This window comes from Streptomyces sp. NPDC048504 (assembly GCF_043200035.1).
In the GTDB taxonomy this organism is placed as follows: Bacteria; Actinomycetota; Actinomycetes; order Streptomycetales; family Streptomycetaceae; genus Streptomyces.
In genome coordinates this window covers 229,133-250,042 of sequence record NZ_JBICXA010000016.1, presented here as the reverse complement: position 1 = coordinate 250,042, position 20,910 = coordinate 229,133, and the positions used below count along the sequence as shown (strand labels likewise).

Here is a 20,910-nt window from a genome sequence, read left to right as displayed (position 1 = left end):
ATACGGGAGCGGCATTCAGTGAGCAGTGTCAGCACAGTTGCGGGGAAGGTCGAAGTACGGCTCCGCTGGGATCCGAGTCCCTGGGGGCAGCAGCCGCGCCATCTGGACATCGTCGCGGCGACCTACTCCGCCGAGGCCCCGCACGGACGTCCGGTGTACGCCGTCAACTCCGAGAGCCGCTCGCCGGACGGCACGATCAACATGAGCCGGCACAGCGAGAGCGGCCAGGGATACGGCTACATGGAGGTGATGGTCCTCGAACTGGACCGTCTCGCCGCGTCCTTCGCGCGGGTGGTCGTGGGCGTGGCGATCCACCAGAACGGCGGGACCAGGACGTTCGCTGATCTCTCGCACGCCAGGGCGCTGGTCGTGGAGGGATACAAGGAGCTGCTGTCGGACGACTTCGCGGGGGTGGCCGGGTCCACCGCCGCGACGGTCGCGGAGTTCACCAAGGACGTCTCCGGAGCCTGGGAGTTCCACGCGATGGTGCGCGGGTTCGACAGCGAACCGGCGGGGTTCACCGCGGAGATGGGCAGCGTGTCTCGGCCCTGACCGGCTGGTCCGCCCTGAACTCCGGAAGCAGCGCGGTGACGGTCGGCCGCTTGTGGCGCACCTCGTGGACCACGCCCAGGACGACGGCGGTGGCCACCGCGACCAGGTGCTCGCGCCCGGCCAGGTTGGGTCTCACGATCGACTCCCACACCATCGACCCGCCGGTGAGGAAGAACACGACGGGCGCGCGCCGCACGACGGCGAGATACGTGAACAGTCCTACGACCGCTGCGGACGGCCCGGTGTCGAGGACGTGCCCGATCTCGGGCCGCAGCCCGACGCCGCCGCAGCCGGGACCGATCAGGAGCATCACGCGCACCGTGAGGGTGCCGGCCAGCGTGGTCGCGTAGGCGACGACCAGTGTGCGGGCCCGGCCGAGGGCCAGCTCGGCCAGCGCGAAGGCGAGGAACAGCTGGGTGATGCCGGCCCAGACGGGCAGGTCGAGGGCGGGGACGTACAGCGATATGGGGGTGCGCAGCAGGGCGAGCCACAGGGGCAGGTCGCCCTGGACGCCGCCGAGGTGCCGGACGACCGTAGCACCGGTCGGGTGCTGGGCGAGGGCGTGGAAGAAGATGACGCCGAAAGCGGCGACGAACGCCAGGGACACCCCCATCAGTCCGCGCCGCAGCAGTTGTCGTACCGGATCGACGACGATGCCCTGCCATTCACCCCGCAGTGTGCGCCAGATGAACAACGGTCCCCAACTCCCCCACCATCGGCTGAACATACGGATCGAAATGTAGCCCCCTGTGCGCTTTCTGTGCGTCCCGGGTCGGCCGGAGCTGTTGTCGCAGTTCGCGGACGGTACGGGTGGGGCTGATATTGAAGAGTGGGAAGCTTTCCCGACGGTTGTTCGACGACTGAAGGAAGCGGAGGGCCGGTGCGCACCTCAAGAGATCCGGCCGGCTCCACCGTGGTAGACGCCGGGCAGCGCTCCACGCCTCCGCTCAGCTGGGCCGTGGTCGTGTTCTGGCTCGTCGTCGTCACGCTGATGGTGGCGGTGACCGGTATCGCGCTGGGCCGGGACACCCGGCCGGCTCCCTTTCTGGTGGTGCTGCCCGCGCTGATCGCCGGGCGCGGAACCGTGCGGCAGACCACCGTCGCCTCCGTATGGGTGACGCTCGTCATCGTCGGCTCCCTCGTCGACACCCCGCTGGGCACGGCGGGCGCGGACGCGGCCGTGGTCGCCTTCACCCTGGTGTTCAACGGCCTCAGCGTGGCGCGGGCGGCGCAGCGGATCCGCTGGGAGGGCGAGATCGCCCGGCTGCGGTCGGCGGCGGCCGCGCTGCAGCGCCAGATCCTGCGCCCGTTCCCCCTGATGACCGACCAGCTCCTGGTCCACGGCCTGTACCGGCCGGTGGAGGAGGACAGCCGGGTGGGCGGCGACGTCTACGAGGTCGTCTCCTCGCCGTACGGCAGCCGCGTCTTCATCGCCGACGTCCAGGGCAAGGGCCTGCAGGCGATCAGCGCAGCGTTCGCCGTGCTGAGCGCCTTCCGCGAGGCGGCCGTGGCCGAGCCCACGCTCACCGCCGTGGTCGACGCCCTGGAGGAGGCGGTGCTACGGCACAACTCCTTCGCGGCGCAGACCGGTGAGCGGGAGCGGTTCGTGACGGCGCTCGTCCTGGGCGTCGACGGAGAGCAGGAGGTGCAGGCGATCAACTGCGGTCATGTGGCGCCGCTGCTGCTGCACAAGGAGCGGGCCGAGCCGGTGCTCCGGCAGGAGCCCTGCGTGCCGCTGGGCCTCGACGCGCTGGCCCCTGAGCCGCGTACCGTCGAATGGTTCGCCTTCCCGTCGGACGGCACCCTTCTGCTCTGCACGGACGGCGTCACCGAGGCGCGCGATCCGTCCGGCGCGTTCTATCCCCTGGAGGAACGGGCGGCGACCTGGGGCGAGGTCCTCCCGAAGGACGTGCCGGCCACTGTCTACGGCGATCTGCGCCACCACACGGCGGGCACGCCCCGGGACGACACCGCGCTGCTGGTGCTGCGCAGGCGGGGCGACGCGGGCCTCTCCTGACGACCCCCGCCTCGTCCGACGGAGTGGGCCGGTCAGGGGCGGCCGCCCTGGCGGGGGTCGCCGGCGGTGAGGTGTTCGAGGACCTCGGCCAGTTCCTGGCAGGCCTTCTCCACCGAGAGTCTGGTGTTGCGCTGCTCGGTGATGACCGAGGACAGCAGCAGGGCGGTGAGGGCCATCGTGCCGTTGAAGGCCTGCAGCTTCATCATGACCTCGACGTGGGTCAGCTCGGCGAACGGGCCCGTCTCCCGGGTCGCCGCGACGGTGGCCATGACGGAGGCGAAGAGGGCGCACAGCATGCTGCCGGCGAACCGGAAGCGCAGCGCCGCCCAGATCAGCAGCGGATAGACCAGGAACAGCAGGCTGATGCGGTTGTGGGTGACAAGGGGGACGATCACGCCGACGGTGGCCGCGAGCAGCAGAGCCTCCTTCCAGCGGTGCAGGTCCAGGGGCAGGCGCGCGGCCGCCAGCATGAGCAGGAGCGGGGTCACGATGAGCACGCCCATCGCGTCGCCCACCCACCAGCCCAGCCAGACCGGCCAGAAGGAGTGCGCGGCCAGTTTGTCGGTGACGACGAGCAGCCCGACCCCGCAGGTGGCGCTGATCAGCATCGCGGACAGGGCTCCCAGGAACACCAGGGCGAGGCCGTCCCGCAGCCTGCCGAGGTCGGTGCGGAAGCCCACCCTGCGCAGCATGAGGTAGGCGCAGGCGGGCGCCACGGTGTTGCCCGCCAGGATGATGAGCGCGGTCGGATGGAGCGAGGTGAGGGACATGATCACGAGGAGCACGCCGAGAGCGATGCCGGGCAGCACCCGCAGCCCGAAGATCAGCAGACAGGCCACCGCGACGCCGGTGGGTGGCCAGACGGGGGTGAACACGGCGCCCTCGACGACGAGCTCCCGCAGCAGGCCGAGCCGTCCCGCCGCGAAGTAGCCGCCGGCGACGGCCAGCGTCAGGAGGGCGTACCCGGCCGGTCGCCGCAGATCCTCGAAACCCACCACAGCTGCCATCAGACACTGAGCGGGCCGTGTCGGCGAGGCGAGCGGAACGGCGCCGGGCCGCACGGGAGAAAATCGCCACGTGACCGGCGCGTGTGAGCGCGGCACGGCGCAGGCGGCCGCAAGACCATCAAGCCGTCCCGGCGGAGCGGCGGAGCGGCGGAGCGGCGGAGCGGCGGAGCGGCGGAGCGGCGGAGCGGCGGAGCGGCGGAGCGGCGGAGCGGCGGAGCGGCGGAGCGGCGGCCGGGACGTACCCCGCCGGGCCAGGCCTACGCCCCGGTGTCGGGTGCGTCGTGTCCCACGACCAGGACCGCCGCGTCGTCCTCGTGCCCCACACGCTCAGCTCCCTTGATCACGGCGGCCGCGAGCGAGCCCGCCTCCATGCCTGCCACGGCGGCCACTCCGGCGAGGCGCATCACCTGGTCGAGGCCTTCGTCGACGCTCATCGAGGGGCCCTCCACGACGCCGTCGGTCACCAGGACGAAGACTCCGCCGGTGGTGAGGCGGTGCTCGGTCACGGGGTACCGCTGTGCGGCGACGATACCGAGGGGCGGGCCGCCCTCGTCGTCGGTGATGCCGGAGCGGCCGTCGGCGGTGGCCCAGACGGAGGGTATGTGTCCGGCCCGCGCGCTCTCCAGCACCCCGGTGATCGGGTCCAGGCGCATGAAGGTGCAGGTCGCGAAGAGATCGGTGCCGAGGGACAGGAGCAGGTCGTTCGTCAGGGAGAGGAGTTCGCCGGGCTCGCTGGTGACGGAGGCGAGGGCGCGCAGACCGACCCTCACCTGGCCCATGAACGCGGCCGCCTCGATGTTGTGGCCCTGGACGTCGCCGATGGACAGGCCGATGCGCCCGTCGGGCATCGTGAAGGCGTCGTACCAGTCGCCGCCCACGTTGAGGCCGTGGTTGGCGGGCGAGTACTTGACCGCGAGGTGGAACCGGGGGGTGACGGGCATGTCGCCGGGCAGCATGCCGCGCTGCAGGGCGACGGCCAGTTCGAGCAGGGAGCGCTGGAGCTCGGCCCGCTCGCGTGCCTGGGCGGTCAGCGTCCCGAGTCTGGCCAGCAGTTCGTCGCCGTCGTCCATGGGGTGCTTGCGGGACATTGACCACTCCAAGGGGGTTGATACCGCTATAAGCATAAAGAACGGATTTTCTTCCCTCGGAAATGCGCACAAACAGGACGTGCGGGGGTACGACAACGGCCCGGCCACCGCCGAAGCGGGGCCGGGCCGACCGGTCATACGTGGCGCGTCAGCCCTGGCGGGCCTTGAAGCGCGGGTCCTTCTTGTTGATCACGAACGTCACGCCACGACGGCGTACCACCTGCGCGCCGGGCTTGGCCTTCAGTGAGCGCAGCGAGTTGCGGACCTTCATGACTGCCTCCCATAGCGGCGCTCGAAGCGCTCCACACGGCCCGCGGTGTCCACGACGCGCGTGTTGCCGGTGTAGAACGGGTGGCTGGCCGACGAGATCTCGACGTCGATCAGCGGGTAGGTGTTCCCGTCCGACCACTCGATCGTGCGCACCGACCGCGCGGTCGAGGTGGTCAGGAACGCGGTGTCCGCCGCGCGGTCGCGGAAGACGACCGGACGGGACACGGGGTGGATGCCAGACCTCATGGTGCTTCCTTCCTCAGGCCGTCCGTTGCCGGACGGCCGCACTGCTGTGTTCGTGGGACTGCCGCGCGGCTCGCTTCGTGGGACTGCCGCGCGGCTCGCTTCGTGGGACTGCCGCCGAGCTCGGCTCAACGCTCCTCGCGGAAGTCGACGTGCTCCCCCGCCACCGGGTCGTACTTGCGCAGGACCAGCCGGTCGGGGTCGTTGCGCCGGCTCTTGCGCGTCACGTAGGTGACGCCGGTCCCGGCCGTCGACTTCAGGGTGACGACGGGACGGTTCGTGGTGCGTGCCATGAGGACCTCCTTCCGCCCACATCCCGGGATCTTGTCCCGAGCATGTCAGCTACATGCGTGTCAACACCGGCGCCCGTCGGTCCATTCCCGCTCGGGCGGGACGGCCTACGCCGCCACCACCGCCGCCCGCTCACGAGCCGCCCGTACCGCCTGCGAGAGGCCCTCGATGTCGTACGCGCCGTGGTGTCTACGGCCGTTCACGAAGAAGGTCGGGGTTCCCGCGACCCCGCTGAGGTCGGCCGACTCGACGTCCTCGGCTACATGGCCCGACCCCTCGTGGGCCCGCATGTCGCGTTCGAAGCGGGCGGTGTCCAGGCCGATCTGTCCGGCGTAGGCCCTCAGGTCCTTGAAGCGCAGGGCGCCCTGGTGGCTGAGGAGCAGGTCGTGCATCTCCCAGTAGCCGCCCTGCAATGCGGCGGCCTCCGCGGCCTCGGCGGCGAGCTGGGCGTGCTCGTGGACGTCGGTGAGCGGGAGGTGCCGCCACACGTACCGCACCTCGTCCCCGAAGGAGCCGAGCAGCTCGCGGACGACCGGCTCAGCCTGCCCGCAGAACGGGCATTCGTAGTCGCCGTACTCCACGACGGTCACCGGAGCGTGCCGCGGTCCGCGCAGGTGGTCGCGGTCGGGGTCGACGGGGACGGACAGGTCGACGATGGTCTCCGCCCGGCCGAACAGGACCCTGGGCCGGATCTGCGGCGGCAGCACTCCGATCACCCCGGTGACCAGCCTGCCGACCAGGAACGAGCAGATGACGGCGCTGAGGATGCCCGTCTTCGCGTCCTCCAGGGTGGTCCCGTCGAAGGCGAGGGTCGCGATCAGCAGGGAGACCGTGAAGCCGACGCCGGCCAGCGTGCCGCCCGCGGTCACCGCGCCCCAGCCGACCGGCGGCCGGATCCGCCCCCGGGACAGGACGCTGGTCAGCGCCGTCGAGGAGACGATGCCGAGCGGCTTGCCGACGACGTACCCGATGAGGATGCCCAGTGCGACGGGCGAGGTGAAGGCCCGCGCGAGCTGTTCCCCGCTGAGCTGGAGACCGGCGTTGGCCAGCGCGAACAGCGGGACCACGGCGTAGCTCGCCCACGGGTGGTAGATGCGCTGGAGCCGGTCGTTCGGGGAGATCGACGCCGCGATTCCGGCGCGTACGTCGCGTTCTAGCTCGGGTGTGGGCTGCTCGCGGAAGAGCCGGAACAGGCCGGTCGCGCGCTCCAGGTCGTCGCGCCCCGCCGGATAGGCGTACGTGATCAGTCCCATGGCGAGTCCGATGACGACGGGGTCCACGCCCGACTTGAGCAGGGCGACCCAGGCGACGAGCCCGAGCAGCGCGTACAGCGGTCCCCGGCGCACCCGGAACCGGCGCAGCAGCATGACGACGGCGAACGTGCCCACGGCGACCAGGAGCGCCGGTACCGCGATGTGGTCGCTGTAGAAGACGGCGATCACGACGAGCGCCAGGAAGTCGTCGACAACGGTGATCGTGAGGAGGAACACGCGCAGCCCGGGCGGCATGTGGCGGCCCACGACGGCGAGCATGCCCAGCGCGAACGCCGTGTCGGTGGACATCACCGCGCCCCAGCCGTCCGCCGTCCCGTGCCCGCTGTTGATCGCCAGGTAGATCGCGATCGGCACGAGCATCCCGCTCGCGCCCGCGACCATCGGCAGCGCCAGCCGCCTGCGTTCGCGCAGCTCGCCCATGTCGAACTCGCGGCGCGCCTCCAGGCCGACGACGAGGAAGAACAACGTCATCAGCCCGCTGTTGACCCACTCGCGCAGGTCGAGGGAGATCCCGTGCGAGCCGAGCCGGACGGAGAGGTGGGTCTCCCAGAACGTCTCGTACGCCGACGGCGTGACGTTGGCCCAGACGAGCGCGACGAGCGCCGCCGCCACCAGGACGGCGGCGCTGCCGGTCTCGGTCCGCAGGAAGTCACGCAGCGGCGTGCGTGCTTCGTCGCCGCACGTGGTCTGCCCCATGTAGTCGGTCGTTTCGAAGGACATACGGGGTTCACTTCCGTCGTGCGTCATGGCTCACGTGACGCCCCAACACCGCCTGCCGCACCATTCATTCCTACGGCAGCCGGTACCACGGCCTCCGGGTCAGCCGCCCAGTGCCGCCCCGACCACTGCCTTCGCCTCCTCCTGCACCTGGCCGAGGTGGTCGGGGCCGAGGAAGGACTCGGCGTAGATCTTGTAGACATCCTCGGTGCCGGAGGGCCGCGCCGCGAACCAGGCGTTGGCGGTCGTCACCTTGATGCCGCCGAGGGCCGCGCCGTTGCCGGGTGCTTCGGTGAGGACGCCGGTGACGGGCTCGCCAGCCAGGGTGTCGGCGGTGACCTGTGCCGGCGAGAGCTTGGCGAGCAGTGCCTTCTCCTCGCGGGAGGCCGGGGCGTCGATCCGGGCGTAGGCGGGCGAGCCGAACCGGTCCGTGAGCGCCGTGTAGTGCTGGGACGGGGTCTTCCCGGTGACCGCCGTGATCTCGCCGGCGAGCAGCGCCAGGATGATGCCGTCCTTGTCGGTGGTCCACACCGAGCCGTCCCGGCGCAGGAAGGACGCGCCGGCCGACTCCTCACCGCCGAAGCCGAGCGACCCGTCGACCAGCCCGTCCACGAACCACTTGAAACCGACGGGCACCTCGACGAGCCGGCGCCCCAGGTCGGCGGCGACCCGGTCGATCATCGACGAGGACACCAGCGTCTTGCCCACGCCCGCGTCGGCGGGCCACCGCTCGCGGTGGGCGTAGAGATAGGCGATGGCGGCGGCCAGGTAGTGGTTGGGGTTCATCAGGCCCGCGTCCGGGGTGACGATGCCGTGCCGGTCGGAGTCGGCGTCGTTTCCGGTGGCGATGTCGAACCGGTCGCGCTGGGCGATCAGCGAGGCCATCGCGTACGGCGACGAGCAGTCCATGCGGATCTTGCCGTCCCAGTCCAGCGTCATGAACCGCCAGGTCGGGTCCGTGAGCGGATTGACGACGGTCAGGTCGAGCCGGTGCTCCTCGGCGATCCGGCCCCAGTAGGCGACGGACGCCCCGCCAAGCGGGTCGGCGCCGATCCGTACCCCGGCCGTGCGGATCGCGTCCAGGTCGAGGACGTTCGGCAGGTCGGCGACGTACGTGCCGAGGAAGTCGTAGCGGCCCGTGCCGGGGGCGGCGAGCGCGCGGGTGTAGGGGATGCGGCGGACGTCCTTGAGGCCGCCCGCGATGATGTCGTTGGCACGGTCCTGGATCCAGGAGGTGGCCTCGGAGCCGGCCGGGCCGCCGTTCGGCGGGTTGTACTTGAAGCCGCCGTCGGCGGGCGGGTTGTGGGACGGGGTGACCACGACGCCGTCCGCGAGGCCCGAGGTGCGGCCGCGGTTGTGGGCGAGGATCGCGTGGGACACCGCCGGGGTGGGTGTGTAGCCGTCGGCGCTGTCGATGAGGACCGTGACCTCGTTGGCGGCGAACACCTCCAGGGCGGTGACCTTGGCGGGCTCGGACAGCGCGTGGGTGTCGGCCCCGATGAAGAGGGGGCCGTCGGTGCCCTGGTCGGCGCGGTACTCGCAGATGGCCTGGCTGGTGGCCGCGATGTGGTCCTCGTTGAACGCGGTCGCCAGGGACGAACCCCGGTGCCCGGAGGTGCCGAACGCGACGCGCTGCCCCGGCTCGGCGGGGTCCGGGTGCAGCGCGTAGTACGCGGTGACCAGACGGGCTACGTCTACGAGATCCTCTGCGCGGGCCTGTTCGCCCGCTCGCTCGTGTGGCATGGTGGCCCGCTCCTCCGTATCGACCGACTTCGCGTACGGCCCCATCTTTCCTCGTCAGGGGCGCGTTTAGCGAGTACACCCCCTCCGCCTGTGGAAAACCCCGGCCGCCGCTGTCCGTCAGTACCGGTGGCGCCGGTCCAACTGCTTCAGGACCGCACCCGCCATGGCCGCCTCGCCCTTCGCGTTGGGGTGCGCCGGAGCGGCCGGGGACGCGGGCTGCAGCGGCTCGATCCAGCGGTCCGCGGGCGCCTTGCACATGTCGTGGCCGACGGTCGGGCCGTAAGTGTCCACGTACTCCGCGCCGTTGAGCGCGGCCACCACACGGAGCATCAGGTTGAGGCGCTTGCCGGTGTCCCGCAGATAGGGGAAGTCCTTGGCGGCGAACGGCACGGAGGGGTAGCAGCCGCTGCCGTCGTCGGGCAGGAGGTCCGGGTAGCCGACGACGAGCACGCGCGCGTGCGGTGCCTGCTTGTGCACCGCACGCAGGACCTTGGTGACCTTCGGCGCGGCGTTGAGGACGGCCAGCGCCAACTGGTCGGCGCCGGAGGAGTTGTAGTAGCGCTGGCACGGGTTGCCGGTCAGGTCCGTGGCGCTGAGCTTGGCGCAGGTGCCGATGATGGTGCTGAACCCGATGTCGTTGCCGCCGATCTGGACCGTCACCAGATCCGTGTTCCGCTGTACGGCGTCCAGTTGGGGCGGATTGGTGCCCTGCGCCTTCCACATCTCCGCGGTCGTCGCACCGCTGCAGCTCACGTCCTTGAGGACGGTCCCTCTCTGGTCCGCCGCGACCACGGAGGGGTAATTGTGGTCGGAGCGGGCGCAGTTGGCGTCCACCTGGGTCGGTATGTACGGGCCCGAGGTGTAGGAGTCGCCGAGCGCCACGTACTGAGTGGAACGGCCGTGCCCGTGGCCCGAGTTGTGCGCGGCCGCCGGTGCCGCGGACGCGACGACGAGGGCGCAGCCGCTGACCGCCGCGGCGACCGCCACGGCCCTGCCGCGCTGGTGCGCCGTCGTGACCGGATGCGTCTCACGCTTCATGAGGTTCCTCCCCAGGTACGAGACGGTGCGACGGGACACACCCGATGCGGTCGTCTCTCGTTCAACTGGCCTTGTATACCGGGCGGTAGGTACCTGGGGCCAGAGGTCTGGAGGGACGAGTTCGCTGCCCAAGGAGTCACGGCGCCCGCCGAAACAGTTCGGCCGGTTTGGTGGCCGGTTACCGTCCCCGCGCACGTGGACCACGTCCGGCGGGTAGCCCTTCCGCAGGCGTCAACGCGCTTGGGGGTGGGGGGAGTTGGCTCTGTTGCCGCAGAGGCTGCGGAGGCACGAGAAGCGCGAGTCGTGGCGCTCCCGAAGGCGCGAGGCGATCCGTGCGCTGCGCGTCCAGGGACGCTACGGCCCCGGACTGCGCGAGGTGCTGCCCGCCCTCGTCGTGGTCGCCGTCGTCGTGTGCGGGATCGTGGCCGGGCTCGCCGTGGCGTACCGCGTCCTCGGCACCGGCGCGCTCGCCGGCGGGCTGGCGCTGCTCGCCGTGATCACGGCGGCCGTGGTCCGGCACAACCGGCCGCTGGCCCGTCGACGGCTGGGCTACTACACACCCGAGGAGATCGCCGACCTGGATGTGGAGGGGCTCGCCCTGGCCGTGTCCCGGATACTGCGCCGGGACGGCTGGCGGGCGCTGGCCCGGCCCGACGCGCAGGGGCAGCCGCGTGTCAGTGCGCGCGACCGGCTCGGCCGCCGTCTGGAGGTGGCCTTCCGACCGGTCGCCGAGCCGCTGCCCGGCGAGGAGACCCCGACGCGATCGGCACGCTCGGTCGGCTCCGGACCGCATCTCCGTCTCGTCGTGCACCGGGGCACCTTCAGCCGACGTGATGTGCAGTGGGCGCGCAGGCAGGGCGGCGTCCAGCTCATCGACGGCTCACGCCTGCGGCGCTGGGCCCACGGCACTCCGCTGCACCGGCTGCCCGAGGTCCCCTGACACGCCTCCTGGCACGTCCCCCGAAACGCGGAACGAGCCGCGGGCACACGGCCCACAGCTCGTTCACGATACGGCTCGTCAGTCCGCGGACTCGCAGTGGTTGCCCAGCGCGGGGTTCAGCAGACCGATGACGTCGATCGAGTTGCCGCACAGGTTGAGGTCCAGGTCGACCGGCACCTGAACGACGTTTCCGGAGAGCACGCCCGGGCTGTCGCTGGCGGTACCGACAGGCTCCGGGTCCGCGCTCGCCGTACCGGCGCACAGCAGCAACGCCGCACCCGCCAGACCCACCGCGGCCGTCAGACGCTTCCTCATGAAGAACTCCTGTCACTCGGAGGGGCATGTCCCTCCACGCTGAGGGTGCTTCGGGGGGTCACGACACTCTTCGGCGGCCGAACGGGTGGCGGCGCCCCAGTGAGAGTGACCGTTCAGGCAGTCAGACCGGCGGCGACCGTCGCCCCGAGTTCCCAGCAGGCCTCGACACCGGCCTTGTCCGGCTCGCCGGTCAGCGTCACCGGATCCACCGCGCGCCGCCAGCCCAGCCCGGTCGTGATCGACTCGATGCCGCGCACGGCTCCCGTCACGTCGTTCCCGCCGTGCACGTAGTAGCCGAAGGGCCGGCCCCGGGTCTCGTCCAGGCACGGGTAGTAGATCTGGTCGAAGAAATGCTTGAGCGCGCCGGACATGTAGCCGAGGTTCGCCGGCGTCCCCAGGAGATATCCGTCGGCTTCCACCACGTCCGACACGGTCGCGGCCAGGGCGGCCCGCCGTACGACCCGCACGCCCTCGATCTCCGGTGTCGTGGCGCCGGCGACGACAGCCTCGAACATCGCCTGGCAGTTGGGCGAGGGTGTGTGATGGACGATCAGCAAGGTGGGCACGGGGTGAACTTACTCGTCGGACCGCATCACCCTGGTCACGTTTCCCTTGGTATTGGCGTCCACGTAGCCGCCAGCGCCGTAGTCATCGCTCAAATAGATCGCCATGCCGACAGGTGTGTCGAAGATGGTGTTGGGCGACCGGAGCAACAGGTACCGAGACGTCGGCTTCTCAACCTTCAGTTCCTTTTTCGCGCGCGCCAACAGGGTTGGAACGGCGTCCCAGTTGAAGTCGTCCAGCTTCGTCGGCTCATTGCCGCCCGACACCGTGCTCTTGGTGATGCCCTCGTCGAAGCCCGTGCCGGAGCGGTAGGTGTACCTGTCGAACTTCGTCTGGCTGCCCTTCACCATCACATCCGCGATGACGTACCCCGGGTACACGGAGAAGTCTGCGAAACGATCACTGCCCGTCTTCTCCTCGAAGGCCTTGATCGCGGTGCGAATGCCGGCCGGCGTGAGCATGTCCTGGGTCTTCACGGCGGCGCTGCTCTGAGTAGCCGAGACGGTGGGCGTGCTCTGCTGCTGCGTCTGACCGCGGGCGCCCGGGGAAGCCGTCGAGCCGTCCTTGTCGTTCCCGCCCGGCAGCACCTTCCAGGCGAGCGTGCCGATGAGCAGTACGCCTACGACGCTGGAGGCGACCGCGACGCCTCGGGACCGCTTCGCCGCCGGCATGCCGCCGGTCGGCGGCAGTGACGGAGGCACCGGAGGTGCGAGCCGGTACGAGGTCGTCTCCGGGCGGCGGTCCTCGGGCTGCTGTGCGGCGGCGGCCAGCATCCGGCCGACCGTCCCGGCGTCCGGCCGCGCCTCGGGATCGCGGAGCAGGACGCAGGACAGCACCGGCGTCAGCGATCCGGCCCGCACCGGTGGCGGCACGTCCTCCTGGAGTACGGCGGCCAGCGTGGCCAGGGTCGTACCGCGCTGGAGCGGATGGTGGCCCTCGACGGCGACGTAGAGCATCATCGCCAGCGACCACAGGTCGGCGGCGGGGCCGCCGCTCTGGCCGGAGACCCGTTCCGGGGCCATGTAGTCGGGGGTGCCGATGATCGAGCCGGTGCCGGTGAGGGCGGTGGCGTCGCGGATCGCGGCGATGCCGAAGTCGGTGAGGACGGGGCGGCCGTCGGTGCGCAGCAGGACGTTGGCGGGTTTCACGTCGCGGTGCTGGACGCCCGCCGCGTGCGCCGCGTTCAGGGCGTCGAGCACGCCGATGCCGAGGTGGGCGGCCTCGGCGGGGGCCATGGGTCCACGGGCCAACCGGTCGGCGAGCGAGCCGCCTTGGACGAGTTCCATGACGAGCCACGGGTAGGTGCCCACGCCTTCGTCGACGATGTGATGGATCGTCACCACGTTCGGGTGCTCGACCCGGGCCAGGGCGCGTGCCTCGCGCAGGACCCGCTGGCGCAGCATCTCCGCCGCGGCGGGGTCGTACTCGGCGAGATCGATGTCCGGCGGCCGGACCTCCTTGACCGCGACGTAGCGGTGCAGCAGCAGGTCCTGGGCGCGCCACACCGTGCCCATGCCACCGCCGCCGAGCCGGGACTCCAGCTCGAAGCGGCCGTCCACGACCCGTCTGCCGGGCTCCCCCTCGTTCATGCGGAGGAGCTTATGTGACGAACGTGCAGGCCTGTTCCGCGAGTTCAGAAGGTGAGAAACGTCCGGGCCGACCCGTGAGGGCCGACCCGGACGTCAGGTGGTGCGGACTGCTCAGACCAGGTCGAAGCGGTCCAGGTTGGAGACCTTGACCCACGCGTCGACGAAGTCCTTCACGAACTTCTCCTTCGCGTCGTCGCTCGCGTAGACCTCGGCGAGCGCGCGCAGCTCGGAGTTCGAGCCGAAGACCAGGTCGGCACGGGTGCCGGTCCACTTGACCGCGCCGGAGGCGTCGCGGCCCTCGAAGGTCTGCTGGTCCGAGGAGGTCGACGACCACGTGGTGCCCAGGTCGAGCAGGTTCACGAAGAAGTCGTTGGTCAGCGTGCCGACCTTGTCGGTGAGGACACCGTGCGTGGACTGGCCCTGGTTGGCGCCCAGAACCCGCAGGCCGCCGACGAGGACGGTCAGCTCGGGGGCGGTCAGCGTGAGCAGGTTCGCGCGGTCGAGCAGCAGGTACTCGGCGGGAAGGCGGTTGCCCTTGCCGAGGTAGTTGCGGAAGCCGTCGACGGTCGGCTCCAGCGCGGCGAACGACTCGACGTCCGTGTGCTCCTCGGTCGCGTCGACACGGCCCGGCGTGAAGGGGACCTCCACGTCGACGCCGCCGTCCTTGGCGGCCTTCTCGACCGCGGCGGCACCGCCGAGGACGATCAGGTCGGCGAGGGAGACCTTCTTGGCGCCGGAGTTGAACTCCGCCTGGATGCCCTCAAGGACACGCAGCACCTGAGCGAGCTGGTCGGGGTCGTTGGCCTCCCAGCCGCGCTGCGGCTCAAGGCGGATACGGGCGCCGTTGGCACCGCCGCGCTTGTCGCTGCCCCGGAAGGTGGAGGCGGACGCCCATGCGGTGGACACGAGCTGCGAGACGGTCAGGCCCGAGGCGAGGATCTTCGCCTTGAGGGCGGTGACGTCGGCGGCGTCGATGGCCTCGCCCTCGGCCTGCGGCAGCGGGTCCTGCCACAGCAGGGTCTCGGAGGGGACCTCCGGGCCGAGGTACAGGGACTTCGGGCCCAGGTCACGGTGGGTCAGCTTGAACCAGGCGCGGGAGAAGGCGTCCGCGAACTGCGCCGGGTTCTCGTGGAAGCGCTTCGAGATCTCGCCGTAGATCGGGTCGAAGCGCAGCGAGAGGTCGGTGGTGAGCATCGTCGGGAGCTTCTTCTTCGACGCGTCGTGCGCGTCGGGGATGATCGCCTCGGCGTCCTTGGCCACCCACTGGTTGGCGCCGGCGGGGCTCTGCGTCAGCTCCCACTCGTAGCCGAAGAGGATGTCGAAGAAGTCGTTGCTCCACTGGGTGGGCTTGGTGGTCCAGGTGACCTCAAGGCCCGAGGTGATGGCGTCGCCGCCCTTGCCGGTGCCGTAGGTGGACTTCCAGCCCAGGCCCTGCTGCTCCAGCGGGGAGGCCTCGGGGTCGTTGCCGACCGACTCGGCCGGGCCCGCGCCGTGGGTCTTGCCGAAGGTGTGGCCGCCGGCGATGAGGGCGACGGTCTCCTCGTCGTTCATCGCCATCCGGCGGAAGGTCTCACGGATGTCGCGGGCCGCGGCCAGCGGGTCCGGGTTGCCGTTCGGGCCCTCGGGGTTGACGTAGATGAGGCCCATCTGGACGGCGCCGAGCGGGTTCTCCAGCTCGCGGTCGCCGGTGTAGCGCTGGTCGTCGAGCCAGGTGGTCTCGGGACCCCAGTACACGTCCTCGTCGGCCTCCCAGACGTCGGCGCGGCCGCCGCCGAAGCCGAAGGTCTCAAAGCCCATGGTCTCCAGCGCCACGTTGCCGGTGAGGATCATGAGGTCGGCCCAGGAGATGGACTGGCCGTACTTCTTCTTGACCGGCCACAGCAGACGGCGGGCCTTGTCGAGGTTGCCGTTGTCCGGCCAGCTGTTCAGCGGGGCGAAGCGCTGCTGACCGCGGCCGCCACCGCCGCGGCCGTCGCTGATGCGGTAGGTGCCGGCGCTGTGCCAGGCCATGCGGATCATCAGCGGGCCGTAGTTGCCGAAGTCCGCCGGCCACCAGTCCTGCGAGGTGGTCAGTACCTCGGCGATGTCCTGTTTGACGGCCGCGAGGTCCAGGGCACCGAACGCCTCGGCGTAGTCGAAGTCCGCGCCGAGCGGGTTCGCGACGACCGGGTCCTTGGCGAGGATCTTCAGGTTGAGCCGCTCCGGCCACCACTGACGGTTGCCACCGCCCTGCGTCGGGTGCGCGGCGCGCCCGTGCGCGACGGGGCAGCCCCCGGCATCCTCCGACTTCGCGTCCGTGACGATTGCGTCGTGGTTCTCAGACATGGGAATCCTTCCAAAACGGGGTGGAACACGTGGCTCAGGAACTGGGGACCGCGGTACAGGCGGGGCACAGACCCCAGTAGATGACCTCGGCCTCGTCGATCGAGAAGCCTTGGTCGTCGGCGGCGGTCAGGCAGGGGGCCTCGCCGACCGCGCAGTCGACATCGGCGACGACACCGCACGACCTGCACATGAGGTGGTGGTGGTTGTCGCCGACGCGTCCTTCGAAGCGGGCGGGACTGCCTGCCGGTTCGATACGGCGTATGAGTCCGGCCGAGGTCAGCGCGTGGAGGGCGTCGTACACGGCCTGGAGCGATATGTGTCCTACGCGGTCACGGACCCCGGACGCGACCGCCTCGACATCGAGGTGGTCGCCGTGCCGGACGGTCTCCAGCAGCGCGACGCGGGCTGCCGTCACCCGCAGGCCGGCACCGCGCAGCTCCTCGGCGGTGGTCGGTGGCTGGGATGCGGTCATGCCGCTCAACCTACAGCCATAAACACGAGTGATTCAAGAAAACAAACGGTTCAAGTTTGATGTCGTGCCGGGGTGGACGGTGTGGACCGGTCCCACGTGGTGGCGGTGACCCCACGTTCGCGCAGTACGCCCTTGAGAACCTTGCCGGTCTCGGTGAGCGGGAGCTCACCCACGTTGTCGATGTACCGGGGCACCGCGAACGGCGGCAGCTCCTCCGCACAGTGCCGTACGAGGTCCAGCGGGTCCAGCACCTGCCCCGGCCCGGGGACCACCGCGACCATGACCTCGTCCTCGGCCAGCTCCGAGGGCACCGGGAAAGCGGCAGCGTCGGCGACCGCCCGGTGCGAGCGGACGACGGACTCCACCTCCTGCGAGGACACGTTCTCGCCGCGCCGCCGGATCACGTCCTTGATCCGGTCGACGAACCGGAACCACCCGTCGGCGTCACGGACCACCCGGTCCCCGGTGCGCCGCCAAGCGGTGGGACCGGGGACCGGCTCCCCCAAGTGGCCGGTGCAGAAGGCGAATTCATGTGCGCTACGGACCACCAGCTCACCGGGGACACCATCCGCCACGGGTCTGAGGAGGTCGTCGACCACACGCGCGGAGAACCCGTCGCGCACGGTACCGATATGACCGGGCCGCTGGTCCTCGGGCGTGGCCCCGATGACGAGGTTCGTCTCCGTCGACCCGAACCCGTCGACCAACGTGACCCCGAACCGCTCCCCAAACGGCTCCCACGCCGAGCCGGGGGTGGCGGGGGAAAGCCCGCGCCAGGCCCGATGCGCACGGTCGGCGGTGCTCGGCGGCTGAGCCAGCAGCATCGGCACCATCGCGCCCAGCAGATAGACGACGGTCGCCCCGGCCTCCGCCACCCGCTCCCAGTACCGCGTCGCGGAGAACCGCTCACCGATCACACAGCTCGCGCCCACGGCCATGGCGTGGGCGAGGGTGTTCAGCGCGTTGGTGTGGAACAGCGGCAGACAGTGTAGAGCACGTCGTCGGCGGTGAGTCGGAGCGAGCCGGAGACGTTACGGCCCCACCAGACGGTCTGCGCGTGTGGGCAGCGCACACCGCGCGCCGCACCCGTGGTGCCAGAGGTGAACAGCACGAAGGCGGTGTCGTCCGGGCGCACTTGGGCCGACGGTAGAGCCGGGGCCATGCCCGGCGCCGGTACGCCGTCCCCGCCGACGATCCACAACTCCCCCTGGCATCCGGCCACTACGACCCGTTGCGCCAACTCCTGCTCCACCAGCAGGAATTGCGGTTCCGCCGCCCGCAGCACCTGACGAAGTCCGCCGCCCCGCAGACCGGTGTTGAGCGGGATCAGCACCGCTCCCAGCCAGGCGCAGCCGAGGATGAGGTCGACGACCTCGATGCGGTTGTCGGCCATGACGGCGTCACCCGCAACACCCATCTCATCCACTACGACACCGAGTTCGCCCGGTCGGAGGGGCTGGCGGGACCGGTCGTCATGGCTCAGCTGCACGGCTGCCTGTTAACCGTGCGGCGGCGGAATTCGTGGGCGTGGGTGGGCAGGTTCGGGAGGTGGGGTGGCGGAATCGGGCGCCGGCCTGCGTGGGTGACCGGCTGGTGGTGACCGGAACCGTGCGCTCTGTAGACGCAGTTGGCGGTGAGATCACCTTGGATCTGATCGAGCGCTGCGGTTCCAGTGCGGTGGTGTGCTGCCGGGGGCGTGCGGCGGTCGTCCTGGGGTGGGAACCAGGATCGAACGGGCCGCTCGTCGTCAGGCGGCTTCGTGTTCCCGCGTCGTCTCCTTGTCGGAGGCGCGGGCGCGGATGCGGCCCAGGAGCACGGTGCCCGCCACGACCAGGCCGATGGCGACTACCTTGCTCGCCTGGTAGTAGTCAGTTGCCTGATTCTCGGAGGTACCGGGCAGGCGGAGGAAGGACCAGACGACCGCGGCGATCCCGAGGACGACGAGACCGACGGCTCCGATCGGCCCGAGTCCCCACCACCAGGGGGCAGCGGGGTGGGGCCGGTCATCGGACTGCTCGTGGTCACGGTCGATCACGGCGAACTCTCCTGTCGGCGGCGCGAGCCGCACCTTCGGTGATTGCTGTGGGGCAGGGGCGAAGGGAGAGACGCCCGATGCCGCCGTCTGGTTCACCGCAGGCCACACCAAAGGCCGTGCCGTCAAAGGAAGTTGAGTCCCTCGCACAGTTGAGGCCCTTCAGCCCAGGTCCAGCACCACCTTGCCGATCGCTTCCCCGCTCCGCTGCCGCTCCACCGCCTCGGCGAACGCGTCGATGCCGCGCCGCTCGATCTCCAGGGTCAGTGCCCCGCCCGCAGATCCGCCAACAACCCCTCCGCGTCCGCCGCGACGCCCTTGCCCCGCGTCGTCAGGTTCACCGGCAGCACGAACGCCCGCCTCATCGACGGTACCGGCGCCCTCCCGGTGACCGACGCCGTCGTCGTCGCGGACGCGCAGAGAACGATCGCCTACGACGGAGCTGTTGCCCACGCCGAGCCCGAGGGTGAACCTGCCCGGCGCGAGTTCTGCGACACTGCGCGCGGCCGACGCGACGACGGACGGGTGGCGGGTGGCGAGGTTGGTGACGGCGGTGCCGAGACCGATGTACTCGGTGGCGAAGGCGGCCGCGGTGAGCGTGGTGAACACGTCCCGCCACAGCAACTGCGAGTCGGGGAACCACACTTGGTCGAAGCCGAGCTCCTCGGCCCGGCGCCCGGTCCGGGCCACCCGGTCCGCCCGGTCGCAGGGCGGGACGCGCACGCCGATCCGCAGCGGGCCCTCGTCCGTGTCGCTGTCGCGGTGAACGCTCATGGCGACGACCCTAAGGACGGGTGAGGGGCCGCCGAACGTCCGCGGTCCGCTGAGCGATCCGCCCGCGCCGTACGGCCGGAAGCCGGCGCGGGTGCCCGTGCCCCGGAATGCCGCGGGCGCCCCGGTCCCGGGCGTGACTACGACCGGGCGGTCGCCGGCAGGAACGCCATGGTCATCGTGTCGGGCTTGACGGTGACGACGGCCTGGGCGCGGGGCGGGCGTGAGGTGAGTTCGAGGCGGGGCCAGGTCCGCAGGACGGTCGCGAGGATGATCTGGAGCTCGGCCCAGGCGAAGTTCTCGCCGATGCACTTGCGACGGCCGTCGCCGAAGGCGAGGAAGGAACCGCGCGTGGCCGGGGCGCGCTCGGGTGTCCAGCGGTCCGGGTCGAAGGTGTCGGGGTCGGGGAAGTGGTCCGGGTCGTGCTGGTGCAGGTAGGGGCTCCAGATCACGTCGGCGCCTCGGGGGATGCGGTGGCCGCCCAGGTCGACGTCACGGGCGGCGGTTCTGGTGACCATCCAGGCCGGCCCGTATTTTCGGATGGCCTCCTGCAAAACCCTTCGGGAGTACGGGAGTTGGTCGAGGTCTTCGTGGCGCAGGGGCCGGTCGCCGCACACCGCCTCCAGTTCCTCGCGGAGCCGTCGCTCGATACCGGGGTTCCGGGTAATTTCGTACAGCGTCCAGGCCAGCGTGGTGCCGGTGGTCTCGATCGCCCCGGTCAGCAGGGTGATGGCCTCGTCCTGGAGTTGCTGGCGGCCCAGCGAGTCCTCCGCCGCGAGCAGGGTGTCGAAGAGGCCGGACCTCTCCTCGTCCCGGGCGATACCCGCGTGCGGGCAGCCCGTCGCCTCGGCGGGCGCCGCGTCTCCGGTGCCGTGGTGGTCGATGGCCTGGTCGATCAGCGTGCGCAGCCGGGCGACCCGCTCGGCGTGGGCGCGGTTCATGGGCAGCGGCAGGCGGGTCACCCAAGCCGGGAGGATGGTCTGCCGAATCGTTCCTTCCATGATGGCCGGCATCAGTGCTGTGAACTCGCCCGCCAGTTGCCCCGGCACATCGGTGCCGAACAGGGCCACCAGGAACGCGGCCAGGGTGATCGCGTTCATGTCCGCGTACACATCGCGGGGCTGTCCCGCGGGCCAGGCGGCGACGAGCCCCCGCACCCGGTCGATCATGGCGTCGCCGCGTTCGGCGATGTGCGCCTTGTTGAACATCGGCTGCATCAGGCGCCGGTTGCGCAGATGCGTGTCCCCGTCGGCGACGGTGGCCAGCCCGTCGCCGAAGAAGACCCGCAGCGCGTCGATGATCTTCCCGCCCTTGGTGAAGTCCGCGGCGTCGGTCACCAGGACCCGACGGGTCAGGGCGGGGTCGGTGACCACGTAGGCGGGGGTGGGGCCGATGCGTATGCGGACGACGCCGCCGTGCTCGCGCAGCGAGGTGATGAACCGCAGCGGGTCACGGGCCAGCCGGTGACCGTGTCCGATCAGCGGCCGGTCGCCGGGAGCGGTCGGGGCGGGGGTGGGAGCGGGGGCGTCGGCGGATGAGGTGGCGGGGGCGCTCAACTGATCTCCTCATGGACGGGCAACCACAAACGCCCGCATCACTGCCCAAGGTCACCTTCCGGAATGCAATCCGGAAGTGATCCCTCCGTCACACTCCGACGTTCCT

The 20,910-nt window shown here is 70.8% G+C and carries 21 protein-coding genes and 1 pseudogene; 3 read left to right on the top strand and 19 right to left on the bottom strand.

What is annotated here, in order from left to right:
- Positions 1-18 precede the first annotated feature (18 nt).
- On the top strand, positions 19-552 hold the full coding sequence (locus tag ACGFY9_RS34890) for a TerD family protein (RefSeq protein ID WP_393760885.1): 534 nt from the start codon (positions 19-21) through the stop codon (positions 550-552).
- On the opposite strand, the gene ACGFY9_RS34885 is transcribed toward ACGFY9_RS34890, so the two are convergent.
- Positions 518-1,279 (bottom strand): hypothetical protein, encoded by a 762-nt coding sequence (locus ACGFY9_RS34885; RefSeq protein ID WP_393760883.1) that lies wholly within the window; start codon positions 1,277-1,279, stop codon positions 518-520. The genes ACGFY9_RS34890 and ACGFY9_RS34885 overlap by 35 nt on opposite strands.
- A 153-nt stretch (positions 1,280-1,432) precedes the next feature.
- Here ACGFY9_RS34885 and ACGFY9_RS34880 point away from each other — a divergent pair, with 153 nt between their 5' ends.
- Positions 1,433-2,569 carry a PP2C family protein-serine/threonine phosphatase gene (locus tag ACGFY9_RS34880; protein ID WP_393760881.1) on the top strand — a complete coding sequence of 379 codons (1,137 nt, stop codon included), beginning with the start codon at positions 1,433-1,435 and terminating at the stop codon, positions 2,567-2,569.
- Between the two features lie 32 nt (positions 2,570-2,601).
- Here ACGFY9_RS34880 and ACGFY9_RS34875 read toward each other — a convergent pair whose 3' ends face one another.
- The 8 genes from ACGFY9_RS34875 to ACGFY9_RS34840 all read right to left on the bottom strand — a co-directional run bounded on the left by ACGFY9_RS34875 (position 2,602) and on the right by ACGFY9_RS34840 (position 10,240).
- Complete coding sequence (locus ACGFY9_RS34875) at positions 2,602-3,576, bottom strand: MASE1 domain-containing protein (RefSeq protein WP_393760880.1); 975 nt, start codon at positions 3,574-3,576, stop codon at positions 2,602-2,604.
- A 257-nt stretch (positions 3,577-3,833) separates the two neighbouring features.
- The gene (locus ACGFY9_RS34870; protein ID WP_393760878.1) at positions 3,834-4,664 is read right to left on the bottom strand and encodes a PP2C family protein-serine/threonine phosphatase; all 831 of its coding nucleotides are present in this window, start codon (positions 4,662-4,664) and stop codon (positions 3,834-3,836) included.
- 148 nt (positions 4,665-4,812) lie between these two features.
- The gene (gene ykgO / locus ACGFY9_RS34865) at positions 4,813-4,935 is read right to left on the bottom strand and encodes a type B 50S ribosomal protein L36 (RefSeq protein WP_014669332.1); all 123 of its coding nucleotides are present in this window, start codon (positions 4,933-4,935) and stop codon (positions 4,813-4,815) included.
- A complete protein-coding gene (locus ACGFY9_RS34860; protein ID WP_393760876.1) occupies positions 4,932-5,180 on the bottom strand; it encodes a type B 50S ribosomal protein L31 in 249 nt (82 codons plus the stop codon). The genes ykgO and ACGFY9_RS34860 overlap by 4 nt, the downstream gene beginning before the upstream one ends.
- Before the next feature lie 125 nt (positions 5,181-5,305).
- A complete protein-coding gene (gene rpmG / locus ACGFY9_RS34855) occupies positions 5,306-5,470 on the bottom strand; it encodes a 50S ribosomal protein L33 (protein WP_200690819.1) in 165 nt (54 codons plus the stop codon).
- 105 nt (positions 5,471-5,575) lie between these two features.
- The gene (gene nhaA, locus ACGFY9_RS34850; protein WP_393760874.1) at positions 5,576-7,462 is read right to left on the bottom strand and encodes a Na+/H+ antiporter NhaA; all 1,887 of its coding nucleotides are present in this window, start codon (positions 7,460-7,462) and stop codon (positions 5,576-5,578) included.
- Between the two features lie 99 nt (positions 7,463-7,561).
- Positions 7,562-9,202 (bottom strand): phosphoglucomutase (alpha-D-glucose-1,6-bisphosphate-dependent), encoded by a 1,641-nt coding sequence (pgm, locus tag ACGFY9_RS34845; RefSeq protein ID WP_393760873.1) that lies wholly within the window; start codon positions 9,200-9,202, stop codon positions 7,562-7,564.
- A gap of 117 nt (positions 9,203-9,319) precedes the next feature.
- Positions 9,320-10,240: an SGNH/GDSL hydrolase family protein gene (locus tag ACGFY9_RS34840; protein ID WP_393760871.1), complete on the bottom strand. Its 921-nt coding sequence runs from the start codon at positions 10,238-10,240 to the stop codon at positions 9,320-9,322.
- A 265-nt stretch (positions 10,241-10,505) separates the two neighbouring features.
- Here ACGFY9_RS34840 and ACGFY9_RS34835 point away from each other — a divergent pair, with 265 nt between their 5' ends.
- The gene (locus ACGFY9_RS34835) at positions 10,506-11,180 is read left to right on the top strand and encodes a hypothetical protein (RefSeq protein ID WP_393760870.1); all 675 of its coding nucleotides are present in this window, start codon (positions 10,506-10,508) and stop codon (positions 11,178-11,180) included.
- Positions 11,181-11,258: 78 nt separating this feature from the next.
- On the opposite strand, the gene ACGFY9_RS34830 is transcribed toward ACGFY9_RS34835, so the two are convergent.
- The 10 genes and pseudogenes from ACGFY9_RS34830 to ACGFY9_RS34785 form a co-directional block, all read right to left on the bottom strand.
- Positions 11,259-11,495 (bottom strand): chaplin, encoded by a 237-nt coding sequence (locus ACGFY9_RS34830; RefSeq protein WP_393760868.1) that lies wholly within the window; start codon positions 11,493-11,495, stop codon positions 11,259-11,261.
- Between the two features lie 113 nt (positions 11,496-11,608).
- Complete coding sequence (locus tag ACGFY9_RS34825) at positions 11,609-12,061, bottom strand: flavodoxin family protein (protein ID WP_393760866.1); 453 nt, start codon at positions 12,059-12,061, stop codon at positions 11,609-11,611.
- Positions 12,062-12,070: 9 nt separating this feature from the next.
- A complete protein-coding gene (locus ACGFY9_RS34820) occupies positions 12,071-13,648 on the bottom strand; it encodes a serine/threonine-protein kinase (protein WP_393760864.1) in 1,578 nt (525 codons plus the stop codon).
- Positions 13,649-13,759: 111 nt separating this feature from the next.
- On the bottom strand, positions 13,760-15,973 hold the full coding sequence (katG, locus tag ACGFY9_RS34815; protein WP_393760863.1) for a catalase/peroxidase HPI: 2,214 nt from the start codon (positions 15,971-15,973) through the stop codon (positions 13,760-13,762).
- Between the two features lie 34 nt (positions 15,974-16,007).
- Positions 16,008-16,445, bottom strand: a complete 438-nt coding sequence (locus tag ACGFY9_RS34810) for a Fur family transcriptional regulator (RefSeq protein WP_033280496.1) — start codon at positions 16,443-16,445, stop codon at positions 16,008-16,010.
- A gap of 50 nt (positions 16,446-16,495) precedes the next feature.
- Positions 16,496-16,756, bottom strand: coding sequence for a hypothetical protein (locus ACGFY9_RS34805; RefSeq protein ID WP_393760984.1), 261 nt, complete (start codon positions 16,754-16,756; stop codon positions 16,496-16,498).
- A 279-nt stretch (positions 16,757-17,035) separates the two neighbouring features.
- A pseudogene (locus tag ACGFY9_RS34800) lies at positions 17,036-17,838 on the bottom strand (AMP-binding protein); the annotation flags it as partial.
- A 354-nt stretch (positions 17,839-18,192) separates the two neighbouring features.
- On the bottom strand, positions 18,193-18,480 hold the full coding sequence (locus ACGFY9_RS34795; RefSeq protein WP_393760861.1) for a hypothetical protein: 288 nt from the start codon (positions 18,478-18,480) through the stop codon (positions 18,193-18,195).
- Positions 18,481-18,639: 159 nt separating this feature from the next.
- On the bottom strand, positions 18,640-19,251 hold the full coding sequence (locus ACGFY9_RS34790) for an LLM class flavin-dependent oxidoreductase (protein WP_393760859.1): 612 nt from the start codon (positions 19,249-19,251) through the stop codon (positions 18,640-18,642).
- A gap of 137 nt (positions 19,252-19,388) precedes the next feature.
- Complete coding sequence (locus tag ACGFY9_RS34785; RefSeq protein ID WP_393760857.1) at positions 19,389-20,804, bottom strand: cytochrome P450; 1,416 nt, start codon at positions 20,802-20,804, stop codon at positions 19,389-19,391.
- Positions 20,805-20,910 lie beyond the last annotated feature (106 nt).